Below are 18,595 nucleotides of genomic sequence, written 5' to 3'. Positions count from 1 at the left end.
GGGCGTCACCAGCCCGTCACCCTGAGCAAAGCCGGGAAACTCTGCCTAAGGGCGGTAGAGCTCTGGGGTGCGGATCAGCGTCAGTGACGTGGCCCCGGCGCATGGCCCAAGAACCTGAACCACTTGCAACGCTCGATAATGCTGACTGCACAGAAGCGGCATTGTTTGAGAAGCGCACAAAGCTCGGCAGAAGTCGCTTGCTTGCCGGGTCTTCCAGTAGCCTTCTTCTGGCTAATTTGTACTCGGCCTCCGACCCCCCTTGGGTTGTGAGGTCAATGATATTGTTTCTTAGAAACAGTGCACATTCAAAGAGGTCGTGAGGAATCTCAGGTTCACCGAAATCGCCATAGGTCATCAACTTTCCTCGCACTAAAGGCTGCCTGAATGTGATCCATGTAGCGCCCCACGTGCAAGGTCTCGAACGTTTTAGCTATCGGGACACCGGACATTCGAGGAACCTGCAGCATCGGTCAATCTGGCCTCAATCCCGCCCTTGCCCCTCGGAGAGCCCCCCGACGGCATCCGCCGTCCGGCGATATCTGCCGATACGAAAAAGGCCCCGCAATCGCGGGGCCTTCTCCAATCTCGTAACCGTCAGCCTCAGGCCTTGGCGAGGTTGCGCAGCACGTAGTGCAGCACGCCGCCATTGCGCAGGTATTCGATCTCGACCGCGGTATCGATGCGGCTCTTGAGATTGATGACCTTGGTCGAACCATCCTTGTAGGTGATGGTGCAGGGCACGATCGACTGCGGCTTGATATCGCCTTCCAGACCCTCGATCGAGACCTCTTCCTCACCGGTGAGGTTCAGATCCTTGCGGGTCATGCCTTCGGTGAATTCGAAGGGGATGACGCCCATGCCGACGAGGTTCGAGCGGTGGATGCGCTCGAAGCTTTCCGCGATCACGGCCTTCACGCCGAGCAGGTTGGTGCCCTTCGCGGCCCAGTCACGCGAGGAGCCAGCGCCGTATTGCTCGCCGCCGAAGATCACCAGCGGCTTGCCTTCCTTGGCATAGGCCATCGCGGCGTCGTAGATCGAGGTCTGCTTGCCATCGGGGCCCTTGGTGAAGCCGCCCTCGACGCCATCGAGCATCTCGTTCTTGATGCGGATGTTGGCGAAGGTGCCGCGCATCATGACTTCGTGGTTGCCGCGGCGCGAACCGTAGCTGTTGAAGTCCTTCGGAGCGACCTGATGCTCGACCAGGTATTTCCCGGCCGGGGTATCGGGCTTGAACGAACCCGCGGGCGAGATGTGGTCGGTGGTAACGAAATCGCCCAGCACGGCGAGGATGCCCGCGCCCTTGATGTTCGAGATCTCACCGGCCTCCGGCGACATGCCCTGGAAGTAGGGCGGGTTCTGGATGTAGGTCGAGGTCGGCGGCCAGTCATAGGTTTCGCCACCCGAAACCTCGACACCCTGCCACTTCTCGTCGCCCTTGAACACGTCGGCATATTTCGACTGGAACTTCTCGCGGGTCACGACCTTCTCGACGAGATCGGCGATCTCCTTGTCGGTCGGCCAGATGTCCTTGAGATAGACCGGCTTGCCGTCTTCCGTGTGGGTCAGCGGCTCGGAGCTCAGGTCGATATTCATGTCGCCCGCGATCGCATAGGCCACGACGAGCGGCGGCGAGGCGAGATAGTTGGCGCGCACGTCCGGCGAGATCCGGCCTTCGAAGTTGCGGTTGCCCGAGAGCACCGAGGTCGCGATCAGGTCGTTCTCGTTGATCGCCTTCGAGATCTCGGGCTGGAGCGGGCCCGAGTTGCCGATGCAGGTGGTGCAGCCATAGCCCACGAGGTTGAAGCCGACCGCGTCGAGATCTTCCTGAAGGCCGGCGGCTTCCAGGTATTCCGAAACGACCTGCGAGCCCGGTGCGAGCGAGGTTTTCACCCACGGCTTGCGGGTCAGGCCCAGTTCACGCGCCTTGCGCGCCACGAGACCCGCGCCGATCAGCACATAGGGGTTCGAGGTGTTGGTGCACGAGGTGATCGAGGCGATCACGACCGAACCGTCGCGCAGCTCGTAATCCTCGCCTTCGACCTTCGCGGTCTTGCCGATGGTGACCGACTTGGTCGCGACCGGGCCTTCGTCGGCCATGTCCTTGGCGGCTTCCGAGATGTCGATGCCACGGTAATCCGCGACGACCTTGGAGAACGCATCGGCGGCGCCGGTCAGCGGCAGGTAGTCCTGCGGACGCTTCGGGCCCGAGATCGCCGGGACGATCGTGCCCATGTCGAGTTCGAGCGTCGAGGAGTAGATCGGCGCATAGTCCGCGTCACGCCACATGCCGTTTTCCTTGGCATAGGCTTCGACCAGAGCGATGCGGTCCTTGTCGCGGCCGGTCTGCTCGAGGTAGCGCAGGGTTTCGGCATCGACCGGGAAGAAGCCGCAGGTCGCGCCGTATTCGGGCGCCATGTTGGCGATGGTCGCGCGCTGCGCCAGCGGCAGCTTGTCGAGGCCGGGGCCGTAGAATTCGACGAATTTGCCGACCACGCCATGGGCGCGCAGCATTTCGACGACTTTCAGCACGAGGTCAGTGCCGGTGGTGCCTTCGACCATCTCGCCGGTCAGCTTGAAGCCCACGACTTCCGGGATCAGCATCGAGATCGGCTGGCCGAGCATGCCGGCTTCAGCCTCGATGCCGCCCACGCCCCAGCCGAGCACGGCGGCGCCGTTGACCATGGTGGTGTGGCTGTCGGTCCCCACGAGCGTGTCGGGATAGGCGACTTCGGTACCGTCCTGATCGCGGTCGGTCCAGACGGTCTGGGCGAGATATTCGAGGTTCACCTGGTGGCAGATGCCGGTGCCCGGGGGAACGACGCGGAAGTTCTCGAACGCGGTCTGGCCCCATTTGAGGAACTTGTAGCGCTCGATGTTGCGCTCGTATTCGCGATCCACATTCATCTGGAAGGCGCGCGGGTTGCCGAACTCGTCGATCATCACCGAGTGGTCGATCACGAGGTCCACGGGAACCAGCGGGTTGATCTTCTGGGCGTCGCCGCCGAGGCCCTTGATGCCGTCGCGCATCGCGGCGAGGTCGACCACGGCCGGAACGCCGGTGAAGTCCTGCATCAGCACGCGGGCGGGGCGGTAGGCGATTTCGCGCGGGTTCTGGCCACCCTTTTCGGCCCATTCGCCGAAGGCCTTGATGTCGTCCACCGAAACGGTGAAGCCGTTATCCTCGAAGCGCAGCAGGTTCTCGAGCACCACCTTCAGCGAGGCGGGGAGCTTCGAGAAATCGCCGAGGCCTGCTTCGGTGGCCGCGGGGATCGAGTAAAAGGCATAGCTCTTGCCGCCGACGCTGAGTTCGCGGCGGGTCTTGGCAGTATCTTTACCGGTAACGATGGGCATGAGAATGGCCTCCCTTCATGGGTCCTAAGGGTGTCGCTGGCGCCGTATTTGCCTGAAGCTTTCCATCCGTTCAAGAGGGAGGACGCATTTTTGTATACCGTTGCACACAAAAAATCACGTGCCGGTCCTTCCCGCGGGGAAGCCTGACGTGATTTTACACGTAATTTCGCTTTTTGCGCGGAAACGGCAAGAAATCTCTCAAAACCTTGATTGGTCATGGTATCGGCCGCGACGGTAAGTATAAAGGCGGACGTTTGGAAGAGGTTGCACGGTGCGCGCAGGCAGTTTTACCGCGATCTGGATCGGCATGGCGGCAGCGCTGGGAAGCGTCGGCTTGCCCGATTTCCTGCGGGCCGAGGAAGTGGTTCCCGGCACGGGTGTGACGCTCGTTCCCGACGCGCCGCCCGGCATGCGCCAGCGCGTCTCCGAGGCGATGGTCCAGTCGATGGCGCCCGGCGCTGAGGCCGCGGCGCAGCCTGCGTCTTCCGAGATGGCGAAAAGCGGTCCGGTCGTGATCGAGCTCTTCACCTCGCAGGGGTGTTCATCCTGCCCGCCGGCCGATGCGCTGTTCGAGGAAATCGCGGAACGCCCCGACGTGATCGCGCTCGCGCTGCATGTCGATTACTGGGATTATCTCGGCTGGAAGGATCCTTTCGGAAAGCCCGAATTCACCGCCCGCCAGAAGGCCTATGCGCTGGCTGCGGGCGAGCGCACCGTCTACACGCCGCAGATGATCGTCGAGGGGCGCGAGGCGCTCGTGGGCCCGCAGCGCAACGATCTGATCGCCGCGATCGCGCGCGAGGTGGAAGAGGCCGCGCAGGTCGATCTGACGATTACGGGGCAGGGCGGGCGCTACGAGGTCTCGCTGCGCCCGGTCGATGGTGCGGGCGAACCCGCCGTGGTGCAGGTCGTGCGCTACCAGCCGCGCGCGACGGTCGATATCCTGCGCGGCGAGAATGCGGGCCGCACCGTGATCTATTCCAATATCGTCACCAGCTGGCGCGCCGTCGCCGACTGGGATGGCAAGACACCGACCAGGCTCTCGATCGAACTTGAGGGAGATTCGCCGGCGGTGTTGATCGTCCAGGCCGCGCGCGAAGGTCATTCGATGCCGCTGCCTGGCCCGATCCTCGCGGCGGGGCGCCTCGACTAACCCCTTCGCTCAGCGAGGAAGACCGTCGAATTTCGGCGCGGCATCCATCCCGTCGGTCCAGCGCGCGCGATCCGCGCAGCAGATATGCGCCGTCGGCGCGAGCGGGGGCTCGCTGTCCAGAGACCCCGCAGGCACCACGAGCAGGCGCCCCTCGATCTGAACCGTCGGGAGGGCAGAGCCGCAGTCTGTGCAGAAACTCTTCGCGTGGCGTGTATGGGGGAGGGTGAACGTCTTCACCTTGTCGTCCCCCGCGAGCCAGTTGATCGACGCGCCGGAGGAAAACAGGTTCGCCGCATGGGCCGAGCCGGTATCTTTGCGGCATCGCGAGCAATGGCAGAGAAAGAAACTCTCGAATGTGCCCGAAAGGCGAAACCTGACGGCGCCGCAAAGGCAGCTTCCCGAGGCCAGATGTTCCATCGGCGGGTCTCCGGTGCGAAGATGTCGAACGCAGATCATCGCTTTGCCTGCGTCCGCGCGATGATCCTTGCATAACGGGGATCCACGGTGAGATCAAACCTGCCCGCGCAGCGCGTTTAGGCGGGCGACGGCGGAGGCGGCGCGCGGCGGATTTTTCCTTGCATCCCGGAGCGCATCCCGTATAAGGCCGCATCTTCCGCGTTTGCTATGAACCGGCGGAGCCTCTCGTGTTGGGTCGCGGAAGCCTCATTTGCCCAACTTTGAAGCCGCCTTGAAAAAACAGGAGTTCGCATGCCGCTTTACGAGCATGTCCTCATCTCGCGTCAGGATCTGTCCAACGCGCAGGCCGAAGGCCTTGTCGAACATTTCTCCACGGTCCTGTCGGACAACGGCGGCAAAGTCGTCGAATCCGAATACTGGGGCGTGAAGACCATGGCCTACAAGATCAACAAGAACCGCAAGGGGCACTACGCCTTCCTGAAAACCGACGCCCCGTCGTCGGCCGTGCAGGAAATGGAGCGTCTGGCCCGTCTGCATGACGACGTGATGCGCGTGCTGACCATCAAGGTCGACGCCCACGAAGAGGGCCCCTCGGTCCAGATGCAGAAACGCGACGAGCGCTCCGAGCGCCGTGAGCGTCGTTGATCCCGAGCTAAGGAGTAGTACCCATGGCAAAACCGTTTTTCCGTCGTCGCAAGGTCTGCCCGTTCTCGGGTGAGAACGCGCCGAAAATCGACTACAAGGACACCCGTCTTCTGCAGCGCTACATCTCTGAGCGCGGCAAGATCGTCCCCGCCCGCATCACCGCCGTTTCGGCGAAGAAGCAGCGTGAACTGGCCCGCGCGATCAAGCGCGCCCGCTTCCTCGCCCTGCTGCCCTACGCCGTGAAATAAGGAGACCGACCAATGGAAGTGATCCTTCTCGAACGCGTGGCCAAGCTCGGCCAGATGGGTGACGTGGTCACCGTCAAGGACGGCTACGGTCGCAACTACCTTCTGCCGCAAGGCAAGGCGCTGCGTGCCAACGAAGCCAACATCAAGGGCTTTGAAGAGCGCAAGGCTCAGCTCGAAGCGCGCAACCTCGAAACCAAGCAGGAAGCCGAAGCGCTGGCATCGCGCCTCGACGGCCAGCAGTTCGTCGTGATCCGTTCGGCATCCGACGGCGGCAACCTCTACGGCTCGGTCACCACCCGCGACGCGGCGATGATCGCCACCGAAGAGGGCTTCTCGATCGACCGCAAGCAGGTCGTGATCCGTCAGCCGATCAAGGTCCTCGGCCTTCACACCGTCGAAGTGCACCTGCACCCCGAAGTGATGTGCGAGATCAACCTGAACGTCGCGCGCTCGGCCGAAGAAGCCGAACTGCAAGCCTCGGGCAAGTCGATCCAGGAACTGGCAGCGGAAGAAGAAGCCGCGGCCGAATTCGAGATCGCGGAACTGTTCGACGATATCGGCGGCGCCGCCTCGGACGAGGACGAAGGCCCGGTCGCGACCCCGGAAGCCGAAGCCGACAAGGCCTGATCGGAGCTCGCTCCGGCAGAACTGCCAAAGTTTGAAACCGCGCCTCCCGGGGCGCGGTTTTTCTTTGTCCTGCTCCATGTGCGCGCAAAGGCGCTTGCCTCGCGGGGGCGCCCTTCGTTAGGTGAAAGCGCGAGGAGAAGAGGGCAGTCATGGACGAGTTGATCGAGCGCATCCAACCCTATGTGGAAACGGCTTGGGCTTGGGCGCAGACGCCCGCCGCCTGGGGGCAGATCGCGGCGATCGCGGTGGTGCTTGTGCTCGCGGGGCTCTTCACGCGGCTGTTGCGTCCGCGCCTGCGCAGCTGGCTGACCCCGGCCGAAGGGGACAAGGGGCTGCGTGCGACGGCGCGACGTCAGATCCTGCGCCTGATGCCGTTGCTTTGGCCGTTGCTCGCGGCGGCGCTCGCGCTTCTGGCCGAAAGCATTCTCACATCGATCTTCGGCACCGCCGGGATCGTCGGCTTCCTCAAGCGTCTCTTTCTGTTCCTCGCCGTGCGTGCCTATGTGCGCGACGTTCTCAAGGATCCGTTCCTGCGCGCCTTCGGCCGCTTTCTCGTGCTGCCGATCGCGCTGGTCTATGTCGTGGGGCTTCTGCCCGCGGCCAGCGCGGCGCTTGCCAATGTCAAGGTGCCGCTGGGCAACCTGTCTTTCAGCCTGCTCTGGGCGATCAAGTTCGGCCTCTTCGGCGGCCTGATCTTCTGGCTGGGCCGCTGGTCCAACGAGCGATCGCAAAGCTACCTCGAGAACCAGGAGGAGCTGCGCCCCGCCACCCGCATCCTCGCGATCAAGGCTTCGGAGATCGCGATTTTCGGTGCCGCCTTCCTGATCCTGATGAACGTGATGGGCGTGGACCTGACGACGCTTGCCGTGCTCGGCGGTGCGCTTGGTGTCGGTATCGGTCTGGGCCTGCAACAGATCGCGTCGAACTTCATCTCGGGTATCATTCTGCTGCTCGAAGGGCAGGCGACGGTGGGTGACTACGTCGAGCTCGACGGCGGAGAGCAGGGCACGATCGTGAAGATGACCATGCGCTCGATCATTCTCGAGACTTTCGACGGCAAGTGGATCGTTGTGCCCAACGAGCATTTCATCACCACCCGCGTCGTGAACTATTCCGATCAGGGCTCGGCCAACCGGCTCGAGGCACCGTTCTCGGTCAGCTACGAGACCGATATCAACCGCGTGCCCGAGATCGTCGAGGCCGCCGTCTCGACCCACCCGGCGGTGCTGTCCGAACCCCAGGCCCCCGATTGCGAACTGCGCGGCTTTGGCGAGAGTGGGATTGATTTCGCGGTGGAGTTCTGGGTGAGCGGGCTTGATGACGGGCCGAACAAATACACTTCCGATGTGCTCTTCCTGATCTGGAACGCGCTCAAGGCCGAAGGGATCGAGATCCCCTATCCGCGCCGCGTGATCGAGATGCGCACGCCCGGGATTGCCCCGACACTGGAGGCCTGAGCCCGGAAGCCAAGCCTCAAATTCGCCGTTTTTGCGCGCCAGACTGGCCATTCAGCCGATCTGGAGAAGCAAGATGAAGCTGTTTTCGATCATCCACGGGGCGGTGACCCACACCGCGTTGGTCACCGCTGGTCTGCTCTACCTGCACAACCCGGCCGCCTTCGAGGGGCGGCTGGCGGATGCGGGCGAAGTGCTTCAGGCCGTGATCAAGGGCGATCGGGAAGGCACCGAGGCGCTGCGCACCGCGGCCTATAGCATCGGCGCAAAATTCGAAGGTGCGCGCCGCGAGATCGGCGCGGCGGCCACGAACATGATCACCGCCAAACCCTGAGGCGCATTCCCCAAGGCGCTGTGGCCGCGTCGACCCTCTGCCTCTTGGTCCTGACCCGCGCATCGCGCATGGCAAAAAGGCCGCCCCCGAAGGAGCGGCCTTTCGATCATTGCGATCGCTGACGGGGATCAGACCTCGTCGAGCTTCTCGATCTCTTTTTGCAGATCTTCCTTGGTGACTTCCTTCTCGGTCACCTTGGCTTCGCCCGCGATGTAATCGACGACCTTGTCTTCGAAGATCGGCGCGCGCAACTGCTGTTGCATCTGCGGGTTCTGCTGCACGAATTCGAAGAAGGCGCGTTCCTGGCCCGGGTACTGACGTGCCTGGTTCATCACCGCCTGGGTCATCTCGGCGTCGGAGACCTCGATTTCCTGCTTGCGGCCGATTTCGGCGAGCAGCAGGCCAAGGCGCACGCGGCGCTCGGCGAGCGAGGTGTGCTCGTCGGTCGTTTCGATTTCGCCGTGGTTATGGCCGTGATCTTCGGGATGCTCTTCGTGATAGAGCTGGTGCGCGATCTGCTTGGCCTCGGCTTCCACCAGCGAGGGCGGCAGGTCGAACTTGACCTTCTCGTCGAGCTGGTCGAGCAGGCCGCGCTTCATCACCTGACGCGCCGCGCCGACATATTCGGCTTCGAGGCGCTCGGCGATCTGGCCTTTCAGCGCGGCGAGATCCTCGGCGCCGAACTGCTTGGCGAGATCGTCATTGATCTCTGCGGCTTTCGCGGTCTTCACCTCGTGCACCTTGCACTTGAAGAGCGCTTCCTTGCCCGCGAGGTGCTCGGCACCGTATTCGGTCGGGAAGGTCACGGTCACGTCGACATCGTCACCGGCCTTGGCGCCGAGGAGCTGATCCTCGAAGCCCGGGATGAACGAGCCCGAGCCGAGTTCGAGCGGGTAGCCTTCGCCCTTGCCGCCTTCGAACGCTTCGCCATCGACGAAACCTTCGAAATCGATCACGACCTGATCGCCGTTCTCCGCCTTGCCGTCCTTGGCTTCGAAGTTCTTCGCGGTGGCCGCGAGGCTGTCGAGTGCCTCGTTGACCTCGGCTTCGTTGGCCTTCACGACCAGACGCTCCAGCGAAACGCCCGAGAGGTCGACTTCCGGGATTTCCGGCAGCGCTTCGTACTCGACGGTCACGATCACGTCGTCACCCTCTTTCCAGTTCTCGCCGTCCTTCATCTCGATTTTCGGCTGCATCGCGGGGCGGTCGCCGGTCTTGTCGAAATGGTCGCTCATCGCGCCGTCAACGGCGTCCTGCATGGCTTCGCCGAGGATGCGCGGGCCGAACTGCTTGCGCAGCATCGCCATCGGCACCTTGCCCTTGCGGAAGCCCTTCATCTCGATCTCGGGCTGCGCTTCCTGGAGCTTGGCGGTGACCTTGTCGTCGAGCTCCTTGGCGGTGATGGTGATCTCGTAGCCGCGCTTGAGGCCGTCGTTGAGGGTCTCGGTGACCTGCATGGGATGTCCTTATCTTTATGCGCCGCGCGGATCGCGGCCGGGTTCGCAATTTCAGCCGCCCTTCTATTGGGCGCGCGCCTTGGTGGCAAGGCGAAAACGGGGTGTGCCGGGCCCGTCCCGAAGGGAATGTGACGCGCGCGGGTCGGCGTGGAGGGGGAAGGCGGCGTTCGCTGCGGCTTGCCTGCCTCGCGCGGCGTTTCCGGATGCGCAAGGCGACGCCCCGAATGGGCGAGGCATCGACGCCGCCAGACCCGCACGCACCGTCCGGTCCGGCTTGCCCACACAAGCCACGCGGACCCCCTTTCAGGCGTCGTGCCGGTCGAGGCGGCGTCGATGACCCGGATCCGGCGCGCACAGGGCTGCCCCCGATGCGGGGGCGGCGCGGGTCTCGCCAGATGCGGTCGCGTCACCGGCCGGGCCGATGACGCGCGAAGGGCTGGGCAAGGCGGTCGCATCGCGCGCCGCGGCGGAGGGAGATCCGCCCGGATGACGGTGTCCGGCGTCTCGTCTCGCGCTGCACGACATGTCTTGCCCCCGATTGCGCATGGTACGGTCTTCGCCTGACCCATGCGCAATGCCCTCGTGGGTAACATTAGGGAAAGCGTGAGGGCGATGCAGCGTCCAATTCCGGGCAGATCGGCGGTTTGGCGCGGTCAGCGGCCCGCATCCGCGGCGACCGTTTCGCGCAAGGCCCGATCAACCATCTCGAACTTCACCGCCTGACGGCGGAAATGATCCCTCACGAAGTCGCTCGTGACCCAAAGGCAGCCCCGGCGTCGCGGATGTTCCCATCCCAGCAGCCCGTCGAGCTCGGCTTTGTGGATCATGCGTTTCACATTGGAGACCGAGATCAGGAACCGTTCGGCCAGCGCGGCGATGCTGATTGGTTCGAGCAGGATCCGCCCTTCGGGGGCCTCGAGCGTGGTGAGTTTGGAGATCAGGTAATGGAGCAGCAGCCCGCCGACATCCGAGCTCAGGAAATGTGCCATCGAGGGGGGCGGGTTGAGCCATTCGTGATCGTTCAGGATCAGTTCGAGCATGCGTGACTGAGCGCGAAACAGGATGTCGGTATCCTCGCCCGCGACCTCATCGCGATTGCCGCCGTCGAGAAGATCGAGGCAGCGCAGATGGCCCCGGCACCACAGCTGCATCCCGGTCTCGGCCAGCTCGGTCGTCGTGGCGGGGTGCAAGCGCGCGTCCTCCCGGTCGTCGAGCCAGTTCAGGAAACCATAGGCCGCGAGTTCGGACATATAGAGGCTGAGCGTGTTGCGGTTGACCTTCACATGCGGTCGCAGCACCTCATGCAGACGACCGGGCGTGAGGCCGATATCGCCCGGCGCGAAGCGCCCGCGCATGCTCAACGCGAAACAGGCATGGGTCACGAGCCATTTGCGGTAGGAGGCCAGCAGGCGCGCCATACGCGGGTTCGCTGTCTGCACGTCGAGCAAAACCACCGCGATCTGTTTCTCTGCACTGAAGAATTGCGGATGATTGGCGATCTCGCAGCGCCGCATCGCGACCCCGTGCAGGGGCCCCTTCGCGCCCATGCCAAGGGGGGGCGCCGATCCGGTCAGGCGGAGGTTGTCGTCATCCGTCGGCTGTGGCCTGTCTGGCGACCGCCGACCCTTCGAAAGGTCGGTCATCGCTTTCCCCTACGTACGTTTCCCGAAAGCGATGATAAAACAAAACCTTGCAAAAGAAAGGGGCCGGAGGTCGTGCGGTGCGCACGAGACCGCGAGCGGCGCTGACCTTAAATATCGGGGAGTTGGTGCGGGTGAAGGGACTCGAACCCCCACGCCAAAGGCGCCAGAACCTAAATCTGGTGCGTCTACCAGTTCCGCCACACCCGCATGCGGGGCGTAATAGCAACAGCCCGCGCGCTGCGGAAGGGGGGCTGCGCGTTTTCGCTCGTGTTAACCTCGCCTTCAGGGGTAGCCTTTCAAAAAAGGCGCGTCAGACGCCGAAAGTGCAGTAGGCAGAGCAGGTATCGCCATGGAGCAGGATCCGCGGCGGGAGGGCGGTATTTCCGTGCTCCGGCAAGTTCTTGATATCGACCACCCCGACGCAGCGCCGGGAAGCCTTCTGGCGGGTGGAATTGCCGCAGGTGCGCGCATCTATACGCTCGACGGCGCGCTTCCGGTGGAATTTCTCGAACCCGGCGATCGCGTGGTGACGCGGGCAGGCGCGCGGCGGCTGCGGCGCGTCGTCTCGGGCGATTACGCGGGGAGCCTGATCCGCGTCGCGCCGGGCGCGCTCGGCCATGACCGGCCCGGGGCGCCGCTTCTGCTCGGGTCCGCGGCGCGGCTCTTGATGCGTGATTGGCGGGTCGAGGTCATCTACGGCAAGCGTGAGGCGCTGGTGCCTGCGCAAGCGATGGTCGACGGGCGCTATGTCACGCTCGGACGCGGCCGCGCGCGGCTTTTCCGGTTGGAGTTCGAGGTGCCCGAGGTGATTTATGCCGATGGGGTGGAAATCGCGGCTGCGGCGGAGAGTGCGCAGGTCTGACGGCCGCCGGGCGGGTCTGACCTCAACCCGGAGAGATTCTGTCGGACATTAACCTTTGGACAGCCGGAGTGGTCTCTCTCGTTCGCGCTTTGCGTTCGCGTTTTGCAAAATGCATCAAACCGAGGCGTGAGTACGCGACTTGCGAGGTTAATACCCCGTTAGTATCCCTTAATTTGCATTTGCGATTGACAGGGGCCTCTCCAACTTGCCATTTTTTGACAGTTGCTTAGGGGGTGAGCGCTGCGTGGTAAAACACGCCTGCCTGTGGGAAAAACCCGGAGAAAATTCATGACAGCACCTTTGCGAAATGCGGAGGCTGCATTTGCCTGTGCCGCGTGTCGGGGGCGTGACAGCGGTGTCTGCGGAAGCCTTTCAGAGTCAGCGCTCGGCCGTATCTGGTCGTTGGCGCAATCGGTCAGTCTTCCGGCAAACGCGCGGGTCTGCGATGCAGAGCGGGGATGTTCGCATTTCCATCTCGTGCAGAGCGGCTACCTGCGGATGCAGAGCCATTCGATGGCGGGACGGCGCCAGATTCTCGGAATGGCGCGTCCGGGCGAGAGCATCGGTCCGCCGCGCGGCGGGATCGGAGTTTACGAGGTCGAGGCCGCGACGCCGGTGCGGCTGTGTCGTTTCGACCGGCAGACGTTCGAACTGCTGCTCTTCGATGAACCGGAATTGCGCCGCGCGCTGTTCCAGCAGTCGCAGATCTGGCTGGAGAAGACCCGCCGCCTGACCTGGCTGTTGGGCGCGCTGGGGTCAAACGCCCGACTGCGGGCGATCCTTCTGCTGGCGCGTGACTGGCTGCCCTGGCGCCCGCTCGAGGACGGGACTGGGGTGTTGTCGCTCGAGTTGCCGCGTCAGGACATCGCGGATTATCTCGCTACGACGCAAGAAACGGTGAGCCGGTTGCTGCATCAGTTCCAAGATGAAGGGCTGATCGAGATCATCAATCCGCGCAAGATCCGTCTGATCGATTTCGAGCGGCTTGCCGAGGGGCTTGATGGGCTGGCCTCTGCCTAGAGGCCGAAATCCTCGATCAGCAGAGCGTTGCCTGCAGCCTCGGTCAGTTCGCATAGATCGAGCACATCCATATTGTAGGGCGTGTTGATCGCGATGATCCCGTCGCGTTCGAGCTGTTTGAAAGACCGGCTCAGCGATTCCGGCGATGTCCCCAGAAGATGGGCGATATCGACCCGTTTGAGCTGGATGTGCAGGTTGATCGGCGCGCGCGGTGCGATGGCGCCCTGCACCTTGTGGCGGCACAGGATCAACAGGAGCGACGCGACCCGTTGCACCACCTTGCCGCTGCCCAGAACCATCACCCATTCCCGCGCCGCATCCAACTCGTCGAGCACGTTGAGCAGGAACAACCGTTCCGCTTCGGGCGAACGGGTCAGGAGCTCTTCGAAGGGCGTGCGCGGGCAGGTGAGCAACTCGGCGTCGGTCAACGCCTCGATCCGGTAGCCGGATTTGCCGTTGAAGGCGCGGCCGAACAGATCCGCGGGAGTGAGCAATCCGATGATGTGGCGGCGCCCGTCGGGCAGCGTCTTGACCATCGCGAGCAGCCCGTCGAGCACGAAGCCGATGCGCTCGGCCTCGGCGTTCTCTTCGATCAGAATGTGGCCGACGGGGACTTTCTCGCGCTCCCAAATGGCGAGCATGTCGTTGCGGAGATCAGCAGGCAATGCGTCGAGAAGGCGTTGCATCTTGCCATTGGCCGCCCGCCCCTCAAGAGCTGAGGAGGTCACTTGGCGTTGATGTTCTGTCATGGGGCGCGTTTCACCATTCTGTTCGCAACTCGCGCTAGCCTAGAATGCGCGGGGCGAAAATCCAACGGGAGATTGCGCGCCCGGCGACGTCTGCGGCGAAGTGCCAAGCTGTGCAATCTGGGCGCGCGCGCCGGAGCAAGAAATATCTTCGTCAGCGCGCATCTCGTTGACGGGCATCAATGAATCGGATCGGGGCGCGCCGATAGCGTTACTTCCGAACAATGGAGGGACACATGAAAAATCTTCTTATCATTCTTGGCGTTACGGGGCTGCTGGCGGGCTGTGACATGATGCAGCAGCCGGCGGGCTCCGATGTGGCCGACGAGGCCGCGATGGCGGCTGAAACGTCGGGGGACACGGCGGATTCCACCTCGGGCACCCACGAGACGACCAACGAGCGCGATCGCGAGCAGACGAGCCGCTAAGACGGCGCTCAGTCACGCACGCATTCAGGGCCCGTCTTGTCCGCTGCGACAAGGCGGGCCTTTTCCACGATGGCGCAGACGGGCTAGGCTGAGCACGGGGCAAGGCAGGATCAGGGATGGGCGGGGCTTTCGGATCTAGAGCATTGGCATGGCTGGGCCGCAGCCTGGCGGGGGCGATGCTCGGCGGGATGCTGGTGCTTGCGCCGCTGTCTCCTGCTCTGGCGCAGGATCAAACGGTGGAGGCGCGCCAGGATCAGCAGCTCCTTGATCTGTTGCGCCAGAAGGACTGGCGCGGGGCCGAGGCGTTGGCCCGCGCGATCTTGCAGAACCGGCCCGAGGATGTCGGCACGCTTGTCGTGCTCTCGCGGGCGCTGCGGGCGCAAGGCGATGCGGCAGGGGCGAAGGCTGCGGCCGAACGCGCGGAGGCGGCTTCGCGCGACCCGCGCGAACATTACATCAGCGCGGTCGAGCTGGCGGCGGCGAGCTATGATCTCGGCCATCCGATGACTGCGCAGCTCTGGTTGCGCCGCGCGGTGCAGATGGCGCCCGACGATACTCTCAAGGCCCGCAGCCTGCGCGATCTGCGCGCGGTGATGGCCGCGACCCCTTGGGAAATCAGCTTTGATCTGAATGCCGGTCCGTCCTCGAACGTGAATAATGGAAGTCTCGCCGATCAGGTCGATATCGGCGGGATCGACTTCATCCTGAATCCCGATGCGCGCGCGCTCTCGGGCTATGAGATTGCGGCACAGCTGGGGCTGCGCTACCGGTTCAAGGGCTTCGGTGATCTGCCCGCGCAGGCGGGGCTGACGGTCTTTACCCAGCAGGTCGTGCTCTCGGACAAGGCCAAGCGGACTGTGCCCGACGCGAAGGGGAGTGATTACGCTTTCAGCGCCGTGGAACTGTCTCTCGGTCAGGCGCTCAACAAGCCGCGCGATCCGCTGCGGGTGCGTCTCGACGGGGTGATCGGCAAGAACTGGTATGGCGGCGCGGATCTGAGCAATTACCTGCGGCTTTCGGGGACGGCGCAATGGGGGGATGCGCGGCGTGCGGTGACGACCCTGACCGTGACTGGCGAGCGTCAGATCCGGCTCGATGACCGGCGCAAGACCGCGACGATCCTCGCGCTCGCGGCGCGGCGCGACTGGCTCTTGCCGTCGGGCGACCGGCTCGGGCTGTCACTGGGCGTGCGCAAGGCAAATTCGGACTCGATCGAGATCGACCACCGCGCGATGATCGCCGGGGTGAGCTACGATCTGGGGCGCCCGATCGCAGGGCGGGTCTCGCTTGGCGCGGGATTCCAGATCGAGCGGCGCGACTATGATGCCTCGCTTTATGCGACCGGCGCGCGGCGCGACTGGCGGCGGCAGGTCGCGTTGCGCATCGGCTTCCCGAAACTCGACTATTACGGTTTTTCCCCGACTCTGCGGATCGAGGCCGAGAAGACGAATTCGAATGTCGATTACTACGAGCGCTACGACACCACGATCCGGCTTGGTCTGCGCTCGGTCTTCTGATCGGGGCAGAGCGCTGTCGTCGGCGCGATCTTCCTGAAAATGTGATCTTTTTCGCGCAGAACACAGGCTTGCGCGGGTCATTGACAAGCATCAATGCGAATCATGGCAGCCTCACGCGAGCGTGATGACCGAGACAGGTCCGACCGTGGTGGGAAAAGGAGTGGAGAGCCTCCTTTTCGGAAAGGTCGGATGTTTTGGGGGTGACGCATTGCGGCTATGGATGTCGCGTGTGGGGGCTGAATTGCCTGCGGTGTCGTCACCCGATTTTTGACAGAGGGGACACGCCATGGCGACGCCAATTGATCCAACCAACGTAGACGACTGGGATGAACCGCTGAACACCGATCCGATGTTCCGCTCGTCGCATGTCTTCAGCACCGCCGACCTTACGGTGACCTTCGACGGCATGACTGTCGGGACGGCGGAAGATCCGTCGATCTATTACGACACTTCCGGCGCGAACGGCACCAAGGTCACCCAGGACGGGGTGACCCTGTTTCCGATCAACAGCGAGTTCGGCTATGTCGTCGCGGATTTCACCGACGCGGAGCAGAAGGAAATCGATGCTCTGTACGAGGAAGGCTGGGCGGGGGACCTGACCGATGCGCAGGGCAACCAGCTTGGCATCGTCATTTCGGATTCGCCCACCGACACCTTCAAGACCCCGGCTGTTTTCGGCACCTGGCTGGGTGGTCTGGGCGGTGAGACCGTGAAGGCCTCGACCGAGCATTACGTGGTGATGCAGAACGTGCTCTCGGATCAGAAATATCCGGGTGACCCTGATGCGCTCTATCCGCTAGACGACAATCTGATCGTCGTGGGGGGTACCTATGACGGAATGTCCGTGCAGGGTCTGCTGGCCGGAGACTACGGGCCCGAGTTCATCATCGAGGATGTCAACGGCGACGGCGTCATCGACATCAAGGATATCCTCCAGCCCAACGAGACCGAGATCACCGAGAATATCGCGGTCAGCTCGGATTACTCGGTCACGCTCAAGGATGACGGCAAGCTGCTCTATCGCTGGGGCAACGTGATCAAGAAGCCCAATGACGTGCGGCTCGAGGCGACGCTCGACCTGCCCGACGACTGGAGCGAGTATAACCCCTATACCTCGCTGCGCGATCTCTACGCGGTGACCCAGGCCGAGCTGGTGATCCATCACACGATCACCAACAACCCCAACGATCAGGTCCGTCCCGAGGATTTCGAGAACGAGGCCGCGATCGGGACGTTGCCCTATTACGAAGTCATCGAAAACTACGATCTCGACGGCGGCGCGCCGCGCGAAGTCTGGGTGACGGCCGAGGATTATTATGCCGGGGATGGCACGCTTTATCCGGCGGGTACGATCCTGCGCGATCAGGCGCTGGCGGATCTCTGGGACGCAAGCACCCTTGGCCAGATCGGTGCCGTTGACGGGGCGGACGGGTTCACCAATGCCTGGTACACCACGATGGACCGCGAGCCCTTCGAGCCGGTGCTCAACGAGGACGGCACGGATTATGCCGATAGCGGTCCGCGCTGGCGCTTGATGCCGGACAAATATGGCCAGGACCTGCCCTCGGTGGTGATCCCGGTCGATCCGAGCGAGCCGCCGCCGCCCACGAAGGACGAGGTGAAATACGAGGTCGGTGCAGAGACGCAGACCGTTCTGAACCTGCTCGACTGGGGCATGCCGGCCCAGCCGCTCGCGATCAGCGCGGGCTGGCAGGACAAGCCCGGCGAGGTCTCGATCAACGGGATGAACTATACCGACGGCTTCGACGTGGCGGTCTATATCAAGGGCGACATCAAGCCCGCGACGGTCTACAGCGCCGAGCTGGTGATGAGCTATGAGCGCATCACGCCCTTCGCCGCTGATGCCGAGGTGAATGGCACGGATGGCGATGACTTCCTCGTCGGGATCGGGTCGAACAACTTCACCGGCGGCGCGGGCGCGGATCTCTTCGTGCTCAGCTACGGCTCTTCGGTCGAGGGCGTGCCGCTGACCGCCAACACGATCACCGATTTCGAGGTAGGAAAGGATGCGATCGGCCTGATCGGGCTCGGGGTGAGCGATGTGCTCGACGAGAACGGTGTCAGCGATTTCGATCACAAGGTCTTCCAGGCGCTCAACGGCGATGATCTCGAGATCTGGCTCGACAGTGACGGGGAAGGGACTGATGCCGACCCGGTTCTGCTTGCGACGCTGACGGGCGTGGCGGGCGATCTCGGTCCGAGCGGGAAGCTCGACATGGAGGCCGATTTCCTGCTCGCCAATCCCGGCGCGGGCGTTGCGCCGAGCCCGGATGAACCGATCGTCGGAACCGATGCCGCCGAACTGATCAACGGGACGCTGGGCGATGACACGATTCTTGGCCTCGGCGGGAACGACACGATCTATGGCCTCTCGGGCGACGATACGATCGACGGTGGCGCCGGTTTCGACTTGCTCTATGGCGGGCTCGGCGCGGATACCTTCGTTTTCGCGGACGGGACGAACGTGGACATGGTCTTCGACTTCGAAGTGGGCGTGGATTCCATCCAGCTGTCCGGCTTCGATGCGAGCGAAGTTGCCGTCTCCGATTATGGCTCGATCGGCACGCTTCTGACCGCGGGGAATGACTACATGATCCTGCGGGGCGTCGACTCCTCCCAGATCGATCCGGCTGACTTCATTCCCGATACCACTCTGACCGTTTGACCCTGCC

16 protein-coding genes and 1 tRNA gene are annotated in these 18,595 nt (G+C 63.5%); 11 read left to right on the top strand and 6 right to left on the bottom strand.

All coding sequences use genetic code 11. The annotated features are described in order from the left end of the window. Positions 1-600: 600 nt before the first annotated feature. Positions 601-3,351: an aconitate hydratase AcnA gene (gene acnA, locus BMI90_RS08405; protein WP_078528084.1), complete on the bottom strand. Its 2,751-nt coding sequence runs from the start codon at positions 3,349-3,351 to the stop codon at positions 601-603. A gap of 271 nt (positions 3,352-3,622) precedes the next feature. Between acnA and BMI90_RS08400 the strand changes: the two genes are divergently transcribed. Further along, positions 3,623-4,504, top strand: a complete 882-nt coding sequence (locus BMI90_RS08400; RefSeq protein WP_246831513.1) for a DUF1223 domain-containing protein — start codon at positions 3,623-3,625, stop codon at positions 4,502-4,504. A 9-nt stretch (positions 4,505-4,513) separates the two neighbouring features. Here BMI90_RS08400 and BMI90_RS08395 read toward each other — a convergent pair whose 3' ends face one another. Further along, positions 4,514-4,921 (bottom strand): GFA family protein, encoded by a 408-nt coding sequence (locus BMI90_RS08395; RefSeq protein WP_078528082.1) that lies wholly within the window; start codon positions 4,919-4,921, stop codon positions 4,514-4,516. Between the two features lie 291 nt (positions 4,922-5,212). Between BMI90_RS08395 and rpsF the strand changes: the two genes are divergently transcribed. The 5 genes from rpsF to BMI90_RS08370 all read left to right on the top strand — a co-directional run bounded on the left by rpsF (position 5,213) and on the right by BMI90_RS08370 (position 8,229). Next, a complete protein-coding gene (gene rpsF / locus BMI90_RS08390) occupies positions 5,213-5,566 on the top strand; it encodes a 30S ribosomal protein S6 (protein WP_078528080.1) in 354 nt (117 codons plus the stop codon). Between the two features lie 23 nt (positions 5,567-5,589). Then, complete coding sequence (gene rpsR, locus BMI90_RS08385; protein WP_038073027.1) at positions 5,590-5,814, top strand: 30S ribosomal protein S18; 225 nt, start codon at positions 5,590-5,592, stop codon at positions 5,812-5,814. A 12-nt stretch (positions 5,815-5,826) separates the two neighbouring features. After that, on the top strand, positions 5,827-6,441 hold the full coding sequence (gene rplI / locus BMI90_RS08380) for a 50S ribosomal protein L9 (RefSeq protein WP_078528078.1): 615 nt from the start codon (positions 5,827-5,829) through the stop codon (positions 6,439-6,441). Positions 6,442-6,590: 149 nt separating this feature from the next. Then, on the top strand, positions 6,591-7,898 hold the full coding sequence (locus BMI90_RS08375) for a mechanosensitive ion channel domain-containing protein (protein WP_078528076.1): 1,308 nt from the start codon (positions 6,591-6,593) through the stop codon (positions 7,896-7,898). A 73-nt stretch (positions 7,899-7,971) separates the two neighbouring features. Next, entirely contained in the window at positions 7,972-8,229 is a 258-nt protein-coding gene (locus BMI90_RS08370; protein WP_078528075.1) for a hypothetical protein, read from the top strand. A 128-nt stretch (positions 8,230-8,357) separates the two neighbouring features. On the opposite strand, the gene tig is transcribed toward BMI90_RS08370, so the two are convergent. The 3 genes from tig to BMI90_RS08355 form a co-directional block, all read right to left on the bottom strand. Continuing rightward, the gene (gene tig / locus BMI90_RS08365) at positions 8,358-9,686 is read right to left on the bottom strand and encodes a trigger factor (RefSeq protein WP_078528073.1); all 1,329 of its coding nucleotides are present in this window, start codon (positions 9,684-9,686) and stop codon (positions 8,358-8,360) included. A 653-nt stretch (positions 9,687-10,339) separates the two neighbouring features. Then, positions 10,340-11,329, bottom strand: coding sequence for a hypothetical protein (locus BMI90_RS08360; RefSeq protein WP_078528071.1), 990 nt, complete (start codon positions 11,327-11,329; stop codon positions 10,340-10,342). 123 nt (positions 11,330-11,452) lie between these two features. Beyond that, positions 11,453-11,536: transfer RNA gene (locus BMI90_RS08355), tRNA-Leu, on the bottom strand. 178 nt (positions 11,537-11,714) lie between these two features. Here BMI90_RS08355 and BMI90_RS08350 point away from each other — a divergent pair. Together BMI90_RS08350 and BMI90_RS08345 are read left to right on the top strand one after the other, a co-directional pair. Next, positions 11,715-12,191 carry a Hint domain-containing protein gene (locus BMI90_RS08350; protein WP_168172742.1) on the top strand — a complete coding sequence of 159 codons (477 nt, stop codon included), beginning with the start codon at positions 11,715-11,717 and terminating at the stop codon, positions 12,189-12,191. A gap of 288 nt (positions 12,192-12,479) precedes the next feature. Next, positions 12,480-13,211, top strand: a complete 732-nt coding sequence (locus BMI90_RS08345; RefSeq protein WP_078528067.1) for a Crp/Fnr family transcriptional regulator — start codon at positions 12,480-12,482, stop codon at positions 13,209-13,211. Here BMI90_RS08345 and BMI90_RS08340 read toward each other — a convergent pair. Then, positions 13,208-13,960, bottom strand: a complete 753-nt coding sequence (locus BMI90_RS08340) for a Crp/Fnr family transcriptional regulator (RefSeq protein WP_078528065.1) — start codon at positions 13,958-13,960, stop codon at positions 13,208-13,210. The genes BMI90_RS08345 and BMI90_RS08340 overlap by 4 nt on opposite strands. 233 nt (positions 13,961-14,193) lie before the next feature. Here BMI90_RS08340 and BMI90_RS08335 point away from each other — a divergent pair, with 233 nt between their 5' ends. From BMI90_RS08335 to BMI90_RS08325, 3 genes are all read left to right on the top strand, one after another. Next, positions 14,194-14,385 (top strand): hypothetical protein, encoded by a 192-nt coding sequence (locus tag BMI90_RS08335; RefSeq protein WP_078528063.1) that lies wholly within the window; start codon positions 14,194-14,196, stop codon positions 14,383-14,385. Between the two features lie 116 nt (positions 14,386-14,501). Next, on the top strand, positions 14,502-15,902 hold the full coding sequence (locus BMI90_RS08330) for a surface lipoprotein assembly modifier (RefSeq protein ID WP_078528060.1): 1,401 nt from the start codon (positions 14,502-14,504) through the stop codon (positions 15,900-15,902). A gap of 286 nt (positions 15,903-16,188) precedes the next feature. Next, positions 16,189-18,588, top strand: a complete 2,400-nt coding sequence (locus BMI90_RS08325; protein ID WP_078528057.1) for a hypothetical protein — start codon at positions 16,189-16,191, stop codon at positions 18,586-18,588. Positions 18,589-18,595: the final 7 nt, after the last annotated feature.

Source organism: Thioclava sp. L04-15, from assembly GCF_002020275.1.
GTDB classification, from domain to species: Bacteria; Pseudomonadota; Alphaproteobacteria; order Rhodobacterales; family Rhodobacteraceae; genus Thioclava; species Thioclava marina.
The sequence above is the reverse complement of the archived record's forward strand: the minus strand, read 5'-3'. Positions and strand labels throughout refer to the sequence as shown.